Origin of the sequence: Aeromonas sp. MaB10011B (assembly GCF_017939325.1) — a bacterium.
GTDB lineage: Bacteria > Pseudomonadota > Gammaproteobacteria > Enterobacterales > Aeromonadaceae > Aeromonas > Aeromonas caviae.
In genome coordinates this window covers 188,383-204,201 of the sequence record NZ_JAGKRK010000072.1, presented here as the reverse complement: position 1 = coordinate 204,201, position 15,819 = coordinate 188,383, and the positions used below count along the sequence as shown (strand labels likewise).

Below are 15,819 nucleotides of genomic sequence, written 5' to 3'. Positions count from 1 at the left end.
AGCTGGCAATAACGACATGAACCATTTCGAGATTATTGAAACCCGCGTCGCCCAGGTCAGGGCCACACTGGCCACGCTGGAGCTGGACGCCTTCATCGTTCCCCACGACGACGAGCATCTGGGGGAGTACATTCCCGCCTATGCCGAGCGGCTGGACTGGATCACGGGTTTCAACGGCTCCGCCGGGCTCGCCATCATCATGGCGCATCGGGCGGCCCTGTTCATCGACGGTCGTTATACCGTGCAGGCGCGCATGCAGGCGCCGGCCGAGCTGTTCGAGTTTCTCCACCTCAATGAAGACCCCCACGTGCAGTGGCTGGCGGAGCAGTTGCCCTCAGGCTCCCGGGTCGGTTTCGATGCCCGCCTGCACAGCCTGGCCTGGTATCAGAACGCCAACGCAGTACTGGCCGATCACGGCATCGAGCTGGTGCGCATCGACGAGAACCCCATCGATCTGCACTGGAGCGATCGTCCCGCCCCGACCAAGAGCCCTGTCATCCTCTACAGCGAGGAGCTGGCGGGCCAGTCCAGCCAGGCCAAGCGCGAAATGCTGGCCAGCGATCTGCGCAAGCGCGGGCTGGATGCGGTGCTGCTGACCCAGGCCGAGCCCATCAACTGGCTGCTCAACCTGCGTGGTCGCGACGTGGAACGCCTGCCGGTGGTGCTGGGCTTTGCGGTGCTCTACGCCAACACCACCATGGATTTCTTCGTCGATACCGACAAGATCGACTGCTTCGCCTTCAGCCAGCACGTGGGGCAGGATGTCTCCGTCTACCCCATCGACAAGCTGGGTGACGTGTTGCAGCGCATCGGCGAGGATCAGCAGAAGGTGCTGGCCGACCCCAACACCGCCAACGCCTGGACCCAGCTCGTGATGGAAGAGGCGGGCGCCATTCTGGTGGCCGGCCAGGATCCCACCATGCTTCCCAAGGCGTGCAAGAACCCCGTGGAGCTGGCCGGCATGCGTGCCGCCCACCTGCGCGACGCCGTTGCCGTCACCCGCTTCCTGGCCTGGCTGGATCGCCTGATCGCCAGCGGCGAGTTCGACGGCGTGGACGAAGGCACCCTGGCCGACCAGCTGGAAGCCTTCCGCCACGAGCAGGAGCACTATGTGGAGCCGAGCTTCGACACCATCTCGGCACTCGGCCCCAACGCCGCCATGTGCCACTACCGCCACACAAACGGCACCCCGCGCGCCTTCGGCCAGGACAGCATCTATCTGGTGGACTCCGGCGCCCAGTACCTGGACGGCACCACCGACATCACCCGCACCGTCAAGGTGGGTGAGGTGACCGACGAGCACAGGACCATGTTTACCCGGGTGCTGCAGGGTCATATTGCCCTGGATCAGGCCCGCTTCCCCCGCGGCACAGCCGGCATCCAGCTCGACGTGCTGGCCCGCATGCCACTGTGGCAGGCCGGTTACAACTACGACCACGGTACCGGCCACGGGGTCGGCCACTTCCTCAGCGTGCACGAAGGCCCGCAGCGCATCGCCCCCAAGGGCAGCCTGGTGGCCCTGCAGCCGGGCATGGTGCTCTCCAACGAGCCGGGCTACTACCGGGAAGATGCCTTCGGCATCCGCTGTGAAAACCTGGTGGTGGTGACCGAACAGGAGGCCCGTGGCGAGCTGCCGATGCTGGGCTTCGAGCGACTGACCTATGTGCCGTTCGACATCCGCCTCATCGATCGCAGCCTGCTGAGCCCGGCGGAGTTCCGCTGGATCAACGAATACCATGCGGAGGTCTACCGCCGTCTGAGCCCGCTGCTGGAGGGCGAGGATCTCGCCTGGCTGGAGCAGGCGACCAGCCTCCTCTGATGACACAGGGCCTGCGGGCCCTGTTTCTTTATCCGCGGCATGCCACAAATGCCCCCCTTGCATCGACTCCCCGCCCCTTCTACCCTGTGCCTCCTTTTTGGCTGCCCCGCAGCAGAGACCCGATGAGAGGAGCCCCGATGCACTCGTCCCCCGTATTGCGCCTTGCCACCCACACCGACATGCACGCCATCTGGCAGATAGATGCCGATGTCTTCGGCGAGGATGTCTACCCCGGTTTCTTCTTTCGCCAGGCCATGGATCTGTGGCCCGAACTGCTGGTCGTCGCGGAGCGGGAAGGCCGGCTGCTGGGCTATGCCCTCGGGGGGCTTGGTCAGGATCGGTCGCAGGGCTGGCTGCTCTCCCTCGCAGTACGCCCCGAAGCGCGCGGCTTCGGCCTGGCCGAGCAAATGATGTTGCAGGTGGAGCAGGCTCTGGCGCATTTGCAGGTTGCCCGGGTGAGGCTGACCGTGGATCCCGCCAATCCGGCCCAGCGCCTCTACTTCAGGCTGGGTTATCAGCAGTTGGCAGAAGAGAGAGGCTACTTCGGGCCAAGCGAGGATCGCCTGCTGCTGGAAAAAGCCCTGACCTGACCATCCACCACCGGCACGGGAGCCTTCCGGCCACATAATTGGTTACACTTTGCGGGTTTCATGCGCAATCTGGTTGGCGTAAAGTGCAATTCATCACCAGATTAATCCGATGCCCGCCCAGGAGGCCCATCATGTTCAAACGTATTGCTCTCGTCACCCTGCTGGCGGCCACCACCGCCATCACCGGCTGTGCCAACAGCGACGTCTACTCCGGCGATGTCTACACCAAGGATCGCGCCAAGCAGGTACAGACCGTCAGCTATGGCACCATCCTCTCCACCCGCCCCGTCAAGATCCAGGCCGATGAGAACTCCCTGATCGGCACCATTGGCGGTGCCGTGGTCGGCGGCCTGCTCGGCAGCACCATAGGCGGCGGTCGTGGCAGTGACATCGCGGCGGCCGGTGGCGCCATCGCGGGTGCGGCGGCCGGCAAGGCGGCAGGGGACAAACTCAACCAGGTTGACGGGGTCGAGCTCGAGATCAAGAAAGAGAACGGCGAATCCATCGTGGTGGTACAAAAGGCCAGCCCCACCTTTGTGCCTGGCGCCCGGGTCCGCATGACCCAGGGCAACGGCACCATCAACGTGGCCGTGGTGAACTGATAGCGCCGCTCAAGGTGCAACTGCCATAAAAAAGGTGAGCCCGGGCTCACCTTTTTGCGCTCTGCACTACAGAGGATTCACGCCCCCAGATGCAGCCAGGCCGCGATGGACAGCTGCAGGCCCACCAGGTCGGCATGGTGGAACAGGGCATGCAGTGATGCACGATCCCCGGCCACCTGCATCATCAGACGCTGTTGCGCCTGCAGGTCGGCCAGCCAGGAGGGGGGCACCGTCAGCGTGCCTGCCGCCTCGGCAACCAGGGATATCCCCTCAAGCAGGGCATGCAGCGCCCGTTGTTGTTCGCCAGCATCGCCACTCTCGAGCCAGAGCTGCTCATGATACTGCCAGTGCTGCATACCCAGGGTAATGCTGGCCTTCTGATCTTTGCCCTCAATCCTTTGCAGGGGCTGCACGGCCAGTGGCTTGCCAAGCCCAGCCAGCCTGTATCCGCGCTGCGCCTTGGACTGGGCACCCAGCCGCAATCCTCCCAGCACCGCCAGCTTGCTCGCCAGGGTGAACAGGGCGCGGGCATCGCCGGATTTCAGCTCCAGCTCCAGCTCGTCGATCCCGGTACGCCCCAGGGCACCGGCAATCTCCCCCTGATCCCAGGCCAGCTCGATCTCGGCATCTCCGAATGCGATCAGCCAGTGGCGGCGCAGGAAATCGGTGCTGAACTGGGCCACCAGACGGCTCTGGAGTTCATCGCGCACCGCCAGACTCGGCCAGATATCGGCAGGAAAGGCAGACAGGGTCGGAATGGTTCCCTCTACCGGGGTGTTGTACTCGGGTCTGGCGTGCAATCCGCCCACGACCTGCCCCCGGCACTTGATGGTCTGCTCGGAAAAATCATCGCTGCGACGAATGCGCAACCCCATGTCGAGCCCACGCAAACCCAGGTCGGGCGTGTCGAAATAGACGTTGCCAAGAGCGGCTTGATTGGAAGAAATAATCTCTAGTGAATTCAGAAGGTTGGAGAGGGGTTCTTGAATATTGCTGGTGACGAAAAACTTTATCTCGATCTCAGTTTGCATAGTCATTCCGGGCTGGCGGGCAACTTTGGGGGGCATGTTCAGGGTCGCGAGGATATAATGCCAGCGACAGTTCACGATTAATTCACGGTTTTATTGATGGCACAGTTCGGTTACCATGCGCCCCTCATAAAATCGTATCGAGTGTTTTTTCACCGACACAGGTTTGGCCATGCCAGTAAATACTATTTTGGGTCTTTTTGCCAAGTCCCCCATCAAGCCGCTGCAGAAGCATATCGTCAAGGTTCACGTGTGCTGCGAACAGCTCATTCCCTTCTTTGATGCCGTCGCCGAAGACCGCTGGGAAGATGCCGAGAAGATCCGGCAACAGATCGCCCAGCTGGAAAAAGAAGCGGATATCCTCAAGCGCGAAATCCGCTTGAAACTCCCTCGCGGCCTGTTCCTGCCGGTCGCCCGTACCGATCTGCTGGAGCTCTTGACCCAGCAGGACAAGATTGCCAACCGTGCCAAGGATATTTCCGGTCGCATGCTTGGCCGCAAGATGGAATTCCCCACCGAGATGCGCGCCGATTTCATGGCCTATCTCAAACGCTGTATCGATGCGACCGCCCAAGCCGAAAAAGCCATCGGAGAACTCGATGAGCTGCTCGAAACCGGCTTTAAAGGACGTGAAGTTGAAATGGTTGCCGAGATGATCCACCAGCTGGATCTCATCGAGGACGATACTGACACCATGCAGATCGGACTGCGCCAACAGCTGCAAGCCGTTGAGCACAAATACAATCCGATCGACGTTATGTTCCTCTACAAGATCCTCGAATGGGTAGGTGACCTGGCTGATCAGGCAGAGCGCGTTGGCGCCCGTCTGGAATTGATGCTGGCTCGTTCGTAATCGACTGACTGGGTAAACACTACTAATGGACATTATCGCAAATTACGGCACCACCCTGGTGCTCGTGGCGGCCTTGTTCGGCTTTTTGATGGCCTGGGGCATTGGTGCGAACGACGTCGCCAACGCCATGGGCACATCGGTCGGCACCAAGTCCCTGACCATCCGTCAGGCGATCATCATCGCCATGATCTTCGAGTTCGCCGGTGCCTATCTGGCCGGTGGCGAAGTGACGGCCACCATCCGCAGCGGCATCATCGACAGCAACGCCTTTGCCGACACGCCGGATCTGCTGGTGCTCGGCATGATCGCCTCCCTGCTGGCTGCGGGTCTGTGGCTGATCCTGGCCTCCTATTTCGGCTGGCCCGTCTCCACCACCCACTCCATCATCGGCGCCATCGTGGGCTTCGCCGTGGTGAGCATCGGTCCGGAAGCGGTACAGTGGAACAAGTTTGGCGGCATCGTCGGCTCTTGGATCATCACGCCGGCCATCTCGGGCATCATCGCCTACTTCATGTTCATCAGCGTGCAGAAGCTCATCTTCAACACGGACAACCCCCTGGACAACGCCAAGCGCTATGTCCCCTTCTACATGTTCCTGACGTCCCTGGTCATCTGCCTGGTCACCATCAAGAAGGGGCTGACCCACGTCGGTCTGCACCTGAGCAATGGCGAGGGCGTCCTGCTCTCCGTCGCCATCTCCATCGCGGTGGCGTTTGCCGGCTGGATCTATATCCGCGGCCAGCAGTACAACCCGAAAGATGACAGCAAGATGCACTTCGCCAACGTGGAGAAGGTGTTCGGCATCCTGATGATCATCACCGCCTGTGCCATGGCCTTCGCCCACGGCTCCAACGACGTGGCCAACGCCATCGGTCCGCTCTCTGCAGTCGCCTCCATCGTGGCGGCCGGCGGCGAGATCGGCGGCAGCTCCCACATCGCCTGGTGGATCCTGCCCCTTGGCGGCATCGGCATCGTCATCGGTCTGGCCACCATGGGCGAGAAGGTGATGGCGACCGTCGGCACCGGCATCACCCACCTGACCCCGAGCCGTGGCTTCGCCGCCCAGCTGGCCACCGCCGCCACCGTGGTGATCGCCTCCGGCACCGGTCTGCCCATCTCCACCACCCAGACCCTGGTCGGTGCCGTCATGGGTGTCGGTCTGGCACGGGGCATCGCGGCCCTGAACCTGGGCGTGCTGCGCAACATCGTGGTCTCCTGGGTCATCACCCTGCCCGCGGGCGCCATCCTGGCCATCGCCATCTTCTACGTGCTGCAGGCCTGCTTCTCCTGAGCAGCCCACGCCGCACGACAAAAAGCCCGGGTCATTGACCCGGGCTTTTTTATGCTTCGCCCATATCACGCCGTCGATTGAGCGTCGATCGGCTGCGGCGTTTACTCCTCGATAAAGGTCCACTCGTCGCGCACCCGGCTGATGGCATCGAGCCGCCGCTTGGCAAGCTGCTCGCGGATTGCCTCCCCTTTGAAGCCGGCCGCCACTATCTCCTTGACCGGCACAGCCTGCGCCGCCTCCAGGGCCTGAGCGACATAGTCCGGCTGACTGTAGACCTTCTCTTCGAAGCCGGTACGACCGTGGAAGTCGGCGCGACAAGTATCGAGCAGCTGGGCAAAGCGCTCCGGTCTGCGCCAGGCATCGGCCTTGTCGAATACCTTGAGCAGGGTCGCGGGCTTGAGCTCGAAGGCAATGTGGATATGGGTGTGCAGGTCGCTCACCAGCAGTGCCAGATCGCGACACTCGTTCGGCACCCGGAAGCGCTCGCAAAAATCCCGAATGAGCGGCAACCCCTTCTGGCCATGGCCGTGATGGCTCGGCCAGAAGGCGGGCGGGGTCAGCCCCTTGCCAAAGTCGTGGCAGAGGGACGCGAAGCGCACGGTCAGTTCGGGGGAGAGGCGACATGCCTGCGCCAGCACCATCATGGTGTGGATGCCGGTGTCGATCTCCGGGTGCCATCTGGCAGGGGCCGGCACACCGAACAGGGCATCGAGCTCGGGGAAGAGCGCCTTGAGGGCGCCGCATTCGCGCAGCACCTCGAAGAAGATCTGGGGTGTCGGCCCCAGCAGCACTTTTTCCAGCTCCTTCCAGACCCGCTCCGGGGTCAGGTGGGCCAGCTCCCCAGCCTCCGTCATCTCGCGCATCAGCCCCAGCGTCTCGGGGGCCACCACGAACCCCTGGGCATGGAAACGGGCGGCGAAGCGCGCCACCCGCAGGATGCGCAGGGGATCCTCGGCAAAGGCCGGCGAGACATGGCGCAGCAACCGCGCCTCCAGATCCTGCACGCCGCCGTAGGGATCGTGCAGTTGCCCGTCCTCATCTTCGGCGATGGCGTTGATGGTGAGATCCCGGCGCAGCAGATCCTGCTCCAGCGTCACCTCGGGGGAGGCATGGCAGACGAAGCCGGTGTAACCCTGCCCCTGCTTGCGCTCGGTGCGCGCCAGGGCGTACTCCTGCTGGGTTTTGGGGTGAAGAAAGACCGGAAAGTCTCGGCCCACCTGGGTGAATCCGAGACCCAGCATCTGCTCCACCGTGGCGCCGACCACCAGGTGATCCCTGTCACCCTGGGGCAATCCCAACAGGCGATCCCGCACCGCCCCTCCGACCAGATAAATCTGCACGCGCACTCTCCCTCGATAAACTTGCCCCGATGATACCGCTTTTGGCCAAGAGAGACGATGTGCACCCGTCGAACCAGGCTCGCCATCACTCGGCCGGGCGGCTGCTTCCCGCCATCGTCCCGGGCGACTCAGCCCGTGGTTCGAGCCAGCTCCCCTTATGGTATCCGGGTCTTTGACATCCCTTTTGGGAGGCTTTAACCTGCCGCCCATAACAATGGAATGGATCCTTATGTACACACAGTTCTTCGGTCTGTCGGAGCCCCCGTTCTCCATCTCGCCCAACCCCAAATACCTCTATATGAGCGAGCGTCACGGGGAGGCCCTCGCCCACCTCAACTACGGGTTGCAGGACGGTGGCGGCTTCGTGTTGCTGACCGGGGAAGTGGGTACGGGGAAAACCACCGTCTCCCGCTGTCTGCTGCAGCAATTGCCCGCCGACACCGAGATCGCCTACATCCTCAATCCCTCTCTGACCGAGCGGGATCTGCTGGCCGCCATCTGCGACGAATTCCAGTTGCCCTACGGCGAAGAGGCCAGCCTCAAGCAATTGTTCGACCTTATCCGGGATCATCTGCTGGCGAATCTGGCGGCAGGCAAGCGCAGCGTGGTGCTGGTGGATGAAGCCCAGCACCTGCTGCCCGGCGTGCTGGAGCAGTTGCGACTGCTCACCAATCTGGAGACAGACGAGAAGAAACTGCTGCAGGTGGTGCTCATCGGCCAGCCCGAGCTGCAACAGATGCTGCGCCAGCCCCTGCTGCGCCAGCTGGCGCAGCGGATCACCGCCCGCTATCACCTGCTGCCGCTGTCGCGCCAGGATGTGGATGCCTATGTCCGCTTCCGGTTGCAGGTGGCAGGCTGCGTCCAGCCCATCTTCACCCCCAGGGCCATCCAGACCCTGCATCGCCTCTCCGGGGGCATTCCCCGCCTCATCAACCTCATCTGCGACCGCGCCCTCATCGCCGCCTTCGCCCGTGGCAGCCACAAGATAGTGCACGGGGACATCAGCCAGTCCGCGTATGAGGTGAGCGGCATTCGCGACGAGGGGAGCTGGCAATCCGGCCTCACGGTCGCCCTGGTGGGCGCCCTGCTGGTCGCCACCGGCTGGTGGGGCTGGCAATTCTTTGGATTCTTCCCAGCCCGCCCCCTGGTCAAGGTCGAGGTACCGGTCAAGGTGGATGACACGCCGGAGCAGCAGGCCCAGCTGACCCGCGCCATCAATCAGGCGCTGGAGCCGGACGTCGCCATGCAGAATCTCTACAAGGTATGGGGCTACCAGGCCGAGCTGGAGGAGGCAACCTGCGACAATGCCCCCCGTGCGGGCCTGCGCTGCCAGGAGGGAGAAGCCTCCCTGGCGCAATTGCAGGCGCTGCAATACCCGGCCCTCATCAGTCTCACCGACGAGACCGGCGGCCTCTATTACGCCACCCTGGTCAGCCTGGGGGCGGACAAGGCTTCCCTGCTCATCGGCAACCAGAGCTGGCAGGTGGACAGGCAGTGGCTCTCCGACGCCTGGGGCGGCAGCTACACCCTGCTCTGGCGCATGCCCAGGGGCAACGTGCCCCTGATAGCGAGCAATGCCGGGGCTGCCCAGGTGCAGTGGCTGGACAACGCCCTTAGCCGCGCCATGCAGCAACCCGATCGCAAGGTGAGCCGCTTTGATGCCACCCTCAAGAACAAGCTGCAACAGTTCCAGCGCGAGCAGGGACTGACCCCGGACGGCATCGCCGGCAGCAACACCCTGCTGCGGCTGAATGTGGCCTCCGGCGAACCCATGCCCAGGCTGGAGGATGAATCCCTGCGAGCCAGCACGCCGGTCGATCTCGACAGCGTGGCGGATGATGAGACGGATCCCATGGTCGAGGAGGCCTCCTGATGTCCACCCTGCTCAAGGCCCTGCGCCGGGCCGACCAGCCCCAGTTCACCCCCCATATGCCGCTCATGGGTCTGCCCGTGAGCCAGGAAGAGGAGCCCAACCGCCGCTGGATCTGGTGGGCCCTGGTGCCCCTGGCCCTGGTGATGGGCGCCGCAGCCAACTATGGCTGGCACCTCTATCACCTCAAACCCGTGGAACAGCAGGTCGAAGTGAAGGAAGTGGTGACTCCCCCCTTCGTGCGGGTCGAACCCAGGCCCATGATCACCCGGCCGCTGCCGCCCCCCCTGCCGGAGCCCGTGGTCGCTCCAAGACCTGCCGCAACCCCGGCTGCGACTACCGCAAACCAGGGGGGACAGAGTCTGGCAGAACGGCTGATGGCCGCCCTCAACAACACGCCGCTGGTGGAAGAGAGTGCGCCCCAGGCTCAGGTCCAGACCAGTGCCATCCCCCTCGGCGCCCTGGCCCCGGCCCTGAAACAGCAGGTACCGTCCCTGACCTATGGTGCCCACAACTACTCCTCCGACCCGGCCAAGCGGGCCGTCGTGCTCAATGGACGGGAGTGGCGCGAGGGGAATGAGATAGCCCCCGGTGTCATCCTGGCAGCCATCGCCCAGGACTACATCGTCCTGCAGGTCGACGGCCAGTATGCCAGCCTCAAGGCGCTGCAAGACTGGCGCGGCTGATCTGCCGGCATCCGGTGGCCCTCCCCCGGGAGGGTCAGCGCCCATTCTGAGGGAGCCCGAGAGCTCCCCTTTTTAATCAATAACCTACACTCGACCATTGCCATGCGCCGGGTCGGGGATCGCCCTCCTGATGGCGGGCGGACTTATCATCAGAACATGAGCACACTGTGAGCCACTCAGACAACACCACCTTCGCCACCCGCATTCTGGACTGGTACCAGATCCACGGCCGCAAGACCCTGCCCTGGCAGCAGGACAAGACCCCCTACCGGGTCTGGGTCTCCGAGATCATGCTGCAACAGACCCAGGTTGCCACTGTCATCCCCTATTACGAGCGGTTCATGGCCCGCTTCCCCGACGTGCTGGCCCTGGCCAACGCCCCCATCGACGAGGTGCTGCATCACTGGACCGGGCTTGGCTACTACGCGCGCGCGCGCAACCTGCACAAGGCTGCCCAGCAGATCCGCGATCTGCACGGCGGCCTCTTTCCGGAACAACTGGAAGAGGTGATGGCCCTGCCCGGCATCGGTCGCTCCACCGCCGGGGCCGTGCTCTCCCTCTCTCTGGGCCAGCCCCACGCCATCCTGGATGGCAATGTGAAGCGGGTACTCACCCGCTGGCTGGCGCTGGCGGGCTGGCCGGGCCAGAAGCAGGTCGAGCACGATCTCTGGGAGCTGGCGACCCGCCTCACCCCGCGCGTCGGGGTGGCCCAGTACAATCAGGCCATGATGGACATGGGGGCCACCGTCTGCACCCGCAGCAAGCCCGCCTGCGAGCGCTGCCCGGTGCAGGCCGATTGCCAGGGGCTGTCGCAGGGCAACCCCACCGCCTACCCTCACAGCAAGCCGAAGAAGAGCATTCCGGCACGCAACGGCATTATGCTGATCATCCGCCACGGCGATCAGCTGCTGCTGGAGAAGCGTCCGCCGCAAGGGATCTGGGGCGGGCTTTACTGCTTCCCGCAGGTGGAATCCCTCACAGAGGTGACCGGACGACTGCGGGAGTTGGGGCTGGAGGATGCCGCCTATCAGGAGCTCGCTGGATTTCGTCACACTTTCAGCCACTTCCACCTCGATATCCGCCCTTTGCTGATCGAAATGGCTGTTCCGCCCGCCCCCCTGCTCATGGAAGCGGATACCCGACTCTGGTATAACTTACGCCATCCTGCCGAGGTGGGATTGGCGGCGGCCACGGCCCGTCTGCTCGCCTACCCGGACTTACAACCAGACTTGCAACCACAGAGGTCAACATGAGCCGTACCGTATTTTGCCTGCGCCTGAAGAAAGAAGCGCCGGGTCTCGATTTCCAACTCTACCCCGGTGAACTCGGCAAGCGGATCTTCGACAACATCAGCAAGGAAGCCTGGACCGAGTGGCAGAAGAAGCAGGTCATGCTGATCAACGAGAAGAAGCTGAACATGATGAATCTCGAGCACCGCCAGTTGCTGGAAAAAGAGATGGTCAGCTATCTGTTCGACGCGGGTGAAGTCCAGATCGACGGTTACACCCCTCCCAGCCAGTGAGCGGGAATCGAGTCAAAGGGCCAGCGTCCCCCTGAGTCGTCAATATGCCGCAGGGTGACACCAATCCTGGCTCAGGCCAGTCAGTGACGGGCGGCCCCACCGCCCGGTTTGAGGATCTTATGGGTCGTTTTTTTGGGCTGCTGTGCGCCCTGCTGTTTCTCTCTGCCTGTTCATCCACACCCCAGACCAGCGGGAGTGGCGATGATGATCTGGTCAACGGCAAGGACGTGCGCGGTTTTGAACACATGATCAGTGCGCTCTCCCATAACGTGAACGAGATATGGGGGCGCGAGGCGCTGTTCGCGGGCAAGTTTGACTACGTCAAATACACGGATCAGTACAAGAGCCGCGCCCACATCGATTTCTCCAGCGGTCACATCATGGTGGAGACCGTCTCGGGTCTGGATCCCCGCGCCCACCTGCGTCGCGCCATCATCGAAACCCTGCTGACCCCGGACGATCCGGCAGAGGTCGACCTCTATTCCGACCGTGAGATCATGCCAGGTGGCGAGCCCTTCCTCTATGGCCAGGTGCTGGACAACCAGGGACAAGCGATCCGCTCCAGCTGGCGTGCAGAACGTTATGCCGACTATCTGATCGCCAACGCGATGAAGAAACGCACCCTCGGGATCCGCAACATCTTCTTCATCGACATTCCCATGGTGGCCAACCACGAAGACAGGCGCGGCTACAAATACGCCAGCATCATCCGCGACGCCTCCCGCAAGTACGGGGTCGCCGAGAGTCTCATCTACGCGGTGATCAAGACCGAGAGCAGCTTCAACCCCTATGCGGTCAGCCACGCCAACGCCTATGGCCTGATGCAGGTGATCCCGGCTACCGCTGGGCGGGATGTCTATGTGAGGGTCAAGGGCAAGGATGGCCAGCCGACCAGGGAAGATCTGTTCAATCCGGCCTACAACATCGATGTGGGGACCGCCTACCTGCACCTGCTGCAGACCGTCTATCTGGCGGATATCCAGGATCCCCAGTCCCGCCGCTATGCGGTGATCTCCGCCTACAACGGTGGTGCGGGAGGGGTGCTCAACACCTTCTCCAACGATCGCAAGGCGGCCCCCGGCATGATCAACCGCCTCTCCCCCGAGGCCGTCTATCAGGTACTGACCGAACAACATCCCAAGGCAGAGGCTCGCCGCTATCTCTACAAGGTCAATCAGGCCGAGAAGGGGTTCAAGCGAACCGTCGCAAGCCGGGCTGGCTGATGGCATGCAAGAAGGGCGCTCCTGGAGCGCCCTTCTCATTTACTGTGGCCTGAAAGCTTACTTGGCGATGAAGCCACCCTTGCTCAGGGGCGCAGCCCCCACCTTCTCCAGGTGTTCCACCTCGACTTCGGTCTTGTTCCAGCTGTGGTCCACCTCGCCGCGCACGCGGATCAGATCGTCAGGGCCCACCTCGGTACCGCGCCACACGTCACCGTCCACCTCCACTTCCACCTCGCCGCTGTCGTCACGGAACAGGTAGTTTTCGCCACCCAGGTGTTTGACCAGTTTGCCTTCCAGGGTCACCCACTGATCATCGGCCACGTCTTTCAACTGGGCGACCGATACCTTGTTCTGCTCCTTGGGGCCGGTGTAGGCCGCCATGGCGAAGGAAGAGACGGACATCAGGGCCACCAGGGCGATTGCTTTTGCGTTGTTCATTTCATGCTCCTGTCTTTGCTGTATGAGGGCATCTTGCCCGGGGGCGCGTGAAACAAACGTGAAGCCTCCCCATTCAGGGAGGAGTGATGTGATCGCAAGCGATTAAATGGCCACGGCATGCTGCAAAAATGTATTCGAGTGGATACCTTTTCACCTGGCCATGCGGGTTCCCAGCCCGCCGCCATCGAGGAACAGCCCGCAGGCCCGCCCTGCCCCATCCATGAGAACAGCTACATGAACAAATGGCTTTTGTGTTTATTGGGTCTCTTCGCCCTCACGGCCCATGCCGCCGAGACGCGCCCCCCCTTCTCCCGCATCGTGATGTTCGGCGACAGCCTCTCCGACACCGGCAAGATGTACGACAAGATGCGTGGTTACCTCCCCTCCAGCCCTCCCTACCATCAGGGCCGCTTCTCCAACGGACCGGTCTGGCTGGAGCAGCTCAACCAGCACTTCCCGGGCCTCGCCATCGCCAACGAGGCGGAAGGGGGCGCCACTGCCGTGGCCTACAACAAGATCTCCTGGAACCCCAAGTATCAGGTCATCAACAACCTGGACTACGAGGTGACCCAGTTCCTGCAAAAGGATGGCTTCAAGCCCGACGATCTGGTGATCCTCTGGGTCGGTGCCAACGACTACCTGGCCTATGGCTGGAACACCGAGCAGGATGCCAAGCGGGTGCGCGACGCCATCAGCGATGCGGCCAACCGCATGGTATTGAACGGTGCCAAGCAGATCTTGCTGTTCAACCTGCCGGATCTGGGCCAGAACCCCTCGGCCCGCAGCCAGAAAGTGGTCGAGGCAGCCAGCCATGTCTCCGCCTACCACAACCAGCTGCTGCTGAATCTGGCACGCCAGCTGGCTCCCACCGGCATGGTGAAATTGTTCGAGATCGACAAGCAGTTCGCCGAGATGCTGCGCGAGCCACAGAACTTCGGCCTGAGCGACACCGAACACGCCTGCTATGGCGGCGGCTATGTGTGGAAGCCCTTTGCCTCCCGCAGCGCCGCCACCGACAGTCGACTGGCCCCCTTCAATCCCGAGGAGCGCCTTGCCATCGCCGGCAACCCTCTGCTGGCTCAGGCCGTCGCAACGCCCATGGCGCGCCGCAGTGCGGGCGAGCTGAACTGTGAAGGCAAGATGTTCTGGGACCAGGTCCACCCCACCACAGTGGTACACGCCGCCCTGAGCGAGCGGGCTGCCGCCTTCATCGAACAGGAGTACGAATTCCTCCCTCGATAACGGAGGCCATCCTGCCAGGGCCGGCGCCTAGCCGGCCCTCTTGCCGACAAGGGCAAGCAATCCATATGACACCCATCACAGATTCGAGTCACGGTTCCCCGGCGGTCTTCTGTCTCCACTATGATGCAGATGGATATCACAATATGTTTTATATCAGTTGCTTGTAGATCGGGAAAAGCGAGCTACGTTTAAACGTGTTGTGGTCGAACACAGGCCCAACCCACGAGGCGAGGCGACATGAATTCGCGCTCCCCACACACAAGATTGCAGAGGCATCTATGAACAAAACACTGATTACCTTGCTGGTTTCAGGCTTGCTTGCGGCCAACGCCCAGGCAGCCGGACAAGACAACACCTGGTATGGCGGTGCCAAACTGGGTTGGTCCAACTTCTACGGTGTCGATGAGAGCAATTCCATCGCCATCACCGACAAAGACGACGATGAAGTCGGCGCCGGTGCCTTCGCCGGTTACCAGATCAACCAGAATCTGGGTGTCGAACTGGGTTATGACTACCTTGGCAAGCTCAAGTACAGCGGCACCCGCAATGGCGCGGCCTTCAATGACTCCGTGCAAGCCCAGCTGGCCCAGCTCACGCTGAAACTGGGGTTCCCGGTTGCGGACAATCTGGACCTTTACGGCCGTGTCGGGGGCGGCTATGGCTGGACCGACAGCGATCAGCTGGAAAACGACAGCCGCTTCACCTTCGTCGGCGCGCTCGGTGCGGAGTATGCCCTGAGCCTGGATTGGGCAGCCCGCCTCGAATACCAGTACAGCACCCCGTATGGCAGCCGTGACGATACCGGCCTGCGCATGGACAACGGCCTGCTCTCCCTGGCCGCCGTCTATCGCTTCGGTCAGGTTGCACCGGCTCTGCCGGTCGCAGCTCCCGCCCCCGCGCCCGAGCCCGTGATGGTCGACAAGCAGTTCACCTTGAGCTCGGACGTGCTGTTTGACTTCAACAAGGCCACCCTCAAGCCCCAGGCCGGGCAGGCGCTGGATACCCTCTACAGCCAGATTGAAGAGGAAAGGCCTAAAGACGGGTCGGCCACCGTCATCGGCTATACCGACCGCATCGGCTCCGAGGCCTACAACCAGAAGTTGTCCGAGCAGCGTGCCCGGACCGTGGCCGATTACCTGATTGGCAAGGGCCTGCCGGCCGGCAAGGTCAATGTGGAAGGGCGTGGCAAGCAGTCTCCCGTCACCGGCGACAGCTGCACCAGCAAATCCAAGCGCGAGCTGATCGTCTGCCTGGCCCCGGATCGCCGGGTAGAGGTCAAGGTACAGGGCGTCTCGGAAGTACAGCAATAACGACG

15 protein-coding genes are annotated in these 15,819 nt (G+C 62.7%); 12 read left to right on the top strand and 3 right to left on the bottom strand.

Features of this window, described 5'->3' with window-relative positions; genetic code table 11:
* Positions 1 to 16 precede the first annotated feature (16 nt).
* The 3 genes from J9893_RS15330 to J9893_RS15320 all read left to right on the top strand — a co-directional run bounded on the left by J9893_RS15330 (position 17) and on the right by J9893_RS15320 (position 3,011).
* Complete coding sequence (locus J9893_RS15330) at positions 17 to 1,819, top strand: aminopeptidase P family protein (RefSeq protein ID WP_210599774.1); 1,803 nt, start codon at positions 17 to 19, stop codon at positions 1,817 to 1,819.
* A 137-nt stretch (positions 1,820 to 1,956) separates the two neighbouring features.
* Complete coding sequence (locus J9893_RS15325) at positions 1,957 to 2,409, top strand: N-acetyltransferase (RefSeq protein WP_210599775.1); 453 nt, start codon at positions 1,957 to 1,959, stop codon at positions 2,407 to 2,409.
* A gap of 131 nt (positions 2,410 to 2,540) precedes the next feature.
* On the top strand, positions 2,541 to 3,011 hold the full coding sequence (locus J9893_RS15320) for a glycine zipper 2TM domain-containing protein (protein WP_010675734.1): 471 nt from the start codon (positions 2,541 to 2,543) through the stop codon (positions 3,009 to 3,011).
* Between the two features lie 77 nt (positions 3,012 to 3,088).
* On the opposite strand, the gene J9893_RS15315 is transcribed toward J9893_RS15320, so the two are convergent.
* Positions 3,089 to 4,042, bottom strand: a complete 954-nt coding sequence (locus J9893_RS15315; protein WP_210599776.1) for a CYTH domain-containing protein — start codon at positions 4,040 to 4,042, stop codon at positions 3,089 to 3,091.
* 169 nt (positions 4,043 to 4,211) lie between these two features.
* Between J9893_RS15315 and J9893_RS15310 the strand changes: the two genes are divergently transcribed.
* Positions 4,212 to 4,892: a TIGR00153 family protein gene (locus J9893_RS15310; protein ID WP_010675736.1), complete on the top strand. Its 681-nt coding sequence runs from the start codon at positions 4,212 to 4,214 to the stop codon at positions 4,890 to 4,892.
* 25 nt (positions 4,893 to 4,917) lie between these two features.
* Positions 4,918 to 6,183: an inorganic phosphate transporter gene (locus tag J9893_RS15305; protein ID WP_010675737.1), complete on the top strand. Its 1,266-nt coding sequence runs from the start codon at positions 4,918 to 4,920 to the stop codon at positions 6,181 to 6,183.
* A gap of 101 nt (positions 6,184 to 6,284) precedes the next feature.
* On the opposite strand, the gene J9893_RS15300 is transcribed toward J9893_RS15305, so the two are convergent.
* Positions 6,285 to 7,523, bottom strand: coding sequence for a multifunctional CCA addition/repair protein (locus J9893_RS15300; protein ID WP_210599777.1), 1,239 nt, complete (start codon positions 7,521 to 7,523; stop codon positions 6,285 to 6,287).
* A 229-nt stretch (positions 7,524 to 7,752) separates the two neighbouring features.
* Here J9893_RS15300 and J9893_RS15295 point away from each other — a divergent pair, with 229 nt between their 5' ends.
* The 5 genes from J9893_RS15295 (at position 7,753) to mltC (ending at position 12,824) form a co-directional block, all read left to right on the top strand.
* Positions 7,753 to 9,396, top strand: coding sequence for an ExeA family protein (locus J9893_RS15295; RefSeq protein WP_010675739.1), 1,644 nt, complete (start codon positions 7,753 to 7,755; stop codon positions 9,394 to 9,396).
* Positions 9,396 to 10,079 carry a GspB family T2SS assembly factor variant ExeB gene (gene exeB / locus J9893_RS15290; RefSeq protein ID WP_042882413.1) on the top strand — a complete coding sequence of 228 codons (684 nt, stop codon included), beginning with the start codon at positions 9,396 to 9,398 and terminating at the stop codon, positions 10,077 to 10,079. The genes J9893_RS15295 and exeB overlap by 1 nt, the downstream gene beginning before the upstream one ends.
* Positions 10,080 to 10,246: 167 nt before the next feature.
* Positions 10,247 to 11,332: an A/G-specific adenine glycosylase gene (mutY, locus tag J9893_RS15285; protein WP_042014850.1), complete on the top strand. Its 1,086-nt coding sequence runs from the start codon at positions 10,247 to 10,249 to the stop codon at positions 11,330 to 11,332.
* A complete protein-coding gene (locus J9893_RS15280; RefSeq protein WP_010675742.1) occupies positions 11,329 to 11,601 on the top strand; it encodes an oxidative damage protection protein in 273 nt (90 codons plus the stop codon). Before mutY ends, J9893_RS15280 begins: the two co-directional genes overlap by 4 nt.
* Before the next feature lie 119 nt (positions 11,602 to 11,720).
* Positions 11,721 to 12,824, top strand: a complete 1,104-nt coding sequence (gene mltC / locus J9893_RS15275) for a membrane-bound lytic murein transglycosylase MltC (protein ID WP_010675743.1) — start codon at positions 11,721 to 11,723, stop codon at positions 12,822 to 12,824.
* Positions 12,825 to 12,881: 57 nt separating this feature from the next.
* On the opposite strand, the gene J9893_RS15270 is transcribed toward mltC, so the two are convergent.
* Positions 12,882 to 13,262, bottom strand: coding sequence for a NirD/YgiW/YdeI family stress tolerance protein (locus J9893_RS15270; protein ID WP_039040598.1), 381 nt, complete (start codon positions 13,260 to 13,262; stop codon positions 12,882 to 12,884).
* Positions 13,263 to 13,496: 234 nt separating this feature from the next.
* On the opposite strand from J9893_RS15270, the gene J9893_RS15265 reads away from it, so the two are divergent.
* Positions 13,497 to 14,504: an SGNH/GDSL hydrolase family protein gene (locus tag J9893_RS15265; protein WP_183148961.1), complete on the top strand. Its 1,008-nt coding sequence runs from the start codon at positions 13,497 to 13,499 to the stop codon at positions 14,502 to 14,504.
* A 278-nt stretch (positions 14,505 to 14,782) separates the two neighbouring features.
* Positions 14,783 to 15,814 (top strand): porin OmpA, encoded by a 1,032-nt coding sequence (gene ompA, locus J9893_RS15260; protein WP_210599778.1) that lies wholly within the window; start codon positions 14,783 to 14,785, stop codon positions 15,812 to 15,814.
* Positions 15,815 to 15,819: the final 5 nt, after the last annotated feature.

Bases quoted from the DNA above. Each gene is read 5' to 3' on its own strand.
- J9893_RS15330 (WP_210599774.1), top strand. From the start codon at position 17: ATGAACCATTTCGAGATTATTGAAACCCGCGTCGCCCAGGTCAGGGCC.
- J9893_RS15325 (WP_210599775.1), top strand. From the start codon at position 1,957: ATGCACTCGTCCCCCGTATTGCGCCTTGCCACCCACACCGACATGCAC.
- J9893_RS15320 (WP_010675734.1), top strand. From the start codon at position 2,541: ATGTTCAAACGTATTGCTCTCGTCACCCTGCTGGCGGCCACCACCGCC.
- J9893_RS15315 (WP_210599776.1), bottom strand. From the start codon at position 4,042: ATGCAAACTGAGATCGAGATAAAGTTTTTCGTCACCAGCAATATTCAA.
- J9893_RS15310 (WP_010675736.1), top strand. From the start codon at position 4,212: ATGCCAGTAAATACTATTTTGGGTCTTTTTGCCAAGTCCCCCATCAAG.
- J9893_RS15305 (WP_010675737.1), top strand. From the start codon at position 4,918: ATGGACATTATCGCAAATTACGGCACCACCCTGGTGCTCGTGGCGGCC.
- J9893_RS15295 (WP_010675739.1), top strand. From the start codon at position 7,753: ATGTACACACAGTTCTTCGGTCTGTCGGAGCCCCCGTTCTCCATCTCG.
- exeB (WP_042882413.1), top strand. From the start codon at position 9,396: ATGTCCACCCTGCTCAAGGCCCTGCGCCGGGCCGACCAGCCCCAGTTC.
- J9893_RS15280 (WP_010675742.1), top strand. From the start codon at position 11,329: ATGAGCCGTACCGTATTTTGCCTGCGCCTGAAGAAAGAAGCGCCGGGT.
- mltC (WP_010675743.1), top strand. From the start codon at position 11,721: ATGGGTCGTTTTTTTGGGCTGCTGTGCGCCCTGCTGTTTCTCTCTGCC.
- J9893_RS15270 (WP_039040598.1), bottom strand. From the start codon at position 13,262: ATGAACAACGCAAAAGCAATCGCCCTGGTGGCCCTGATGTCCGTCTCT.
- J9893_RS15265 (WP_183148961.1), top strand. From the start codon at position 13,497: ATGAACAAATGGCTTTTGTGTTTATTGGGTCTCTTCGCCCTCACGGCC.
- ompA (WP_210599778.1), top strand. From the start codon at position 14,783: ATGAACAAAACACTGATTACCTTGCTGGTTTCAGGCTTGCTTGCGGCC.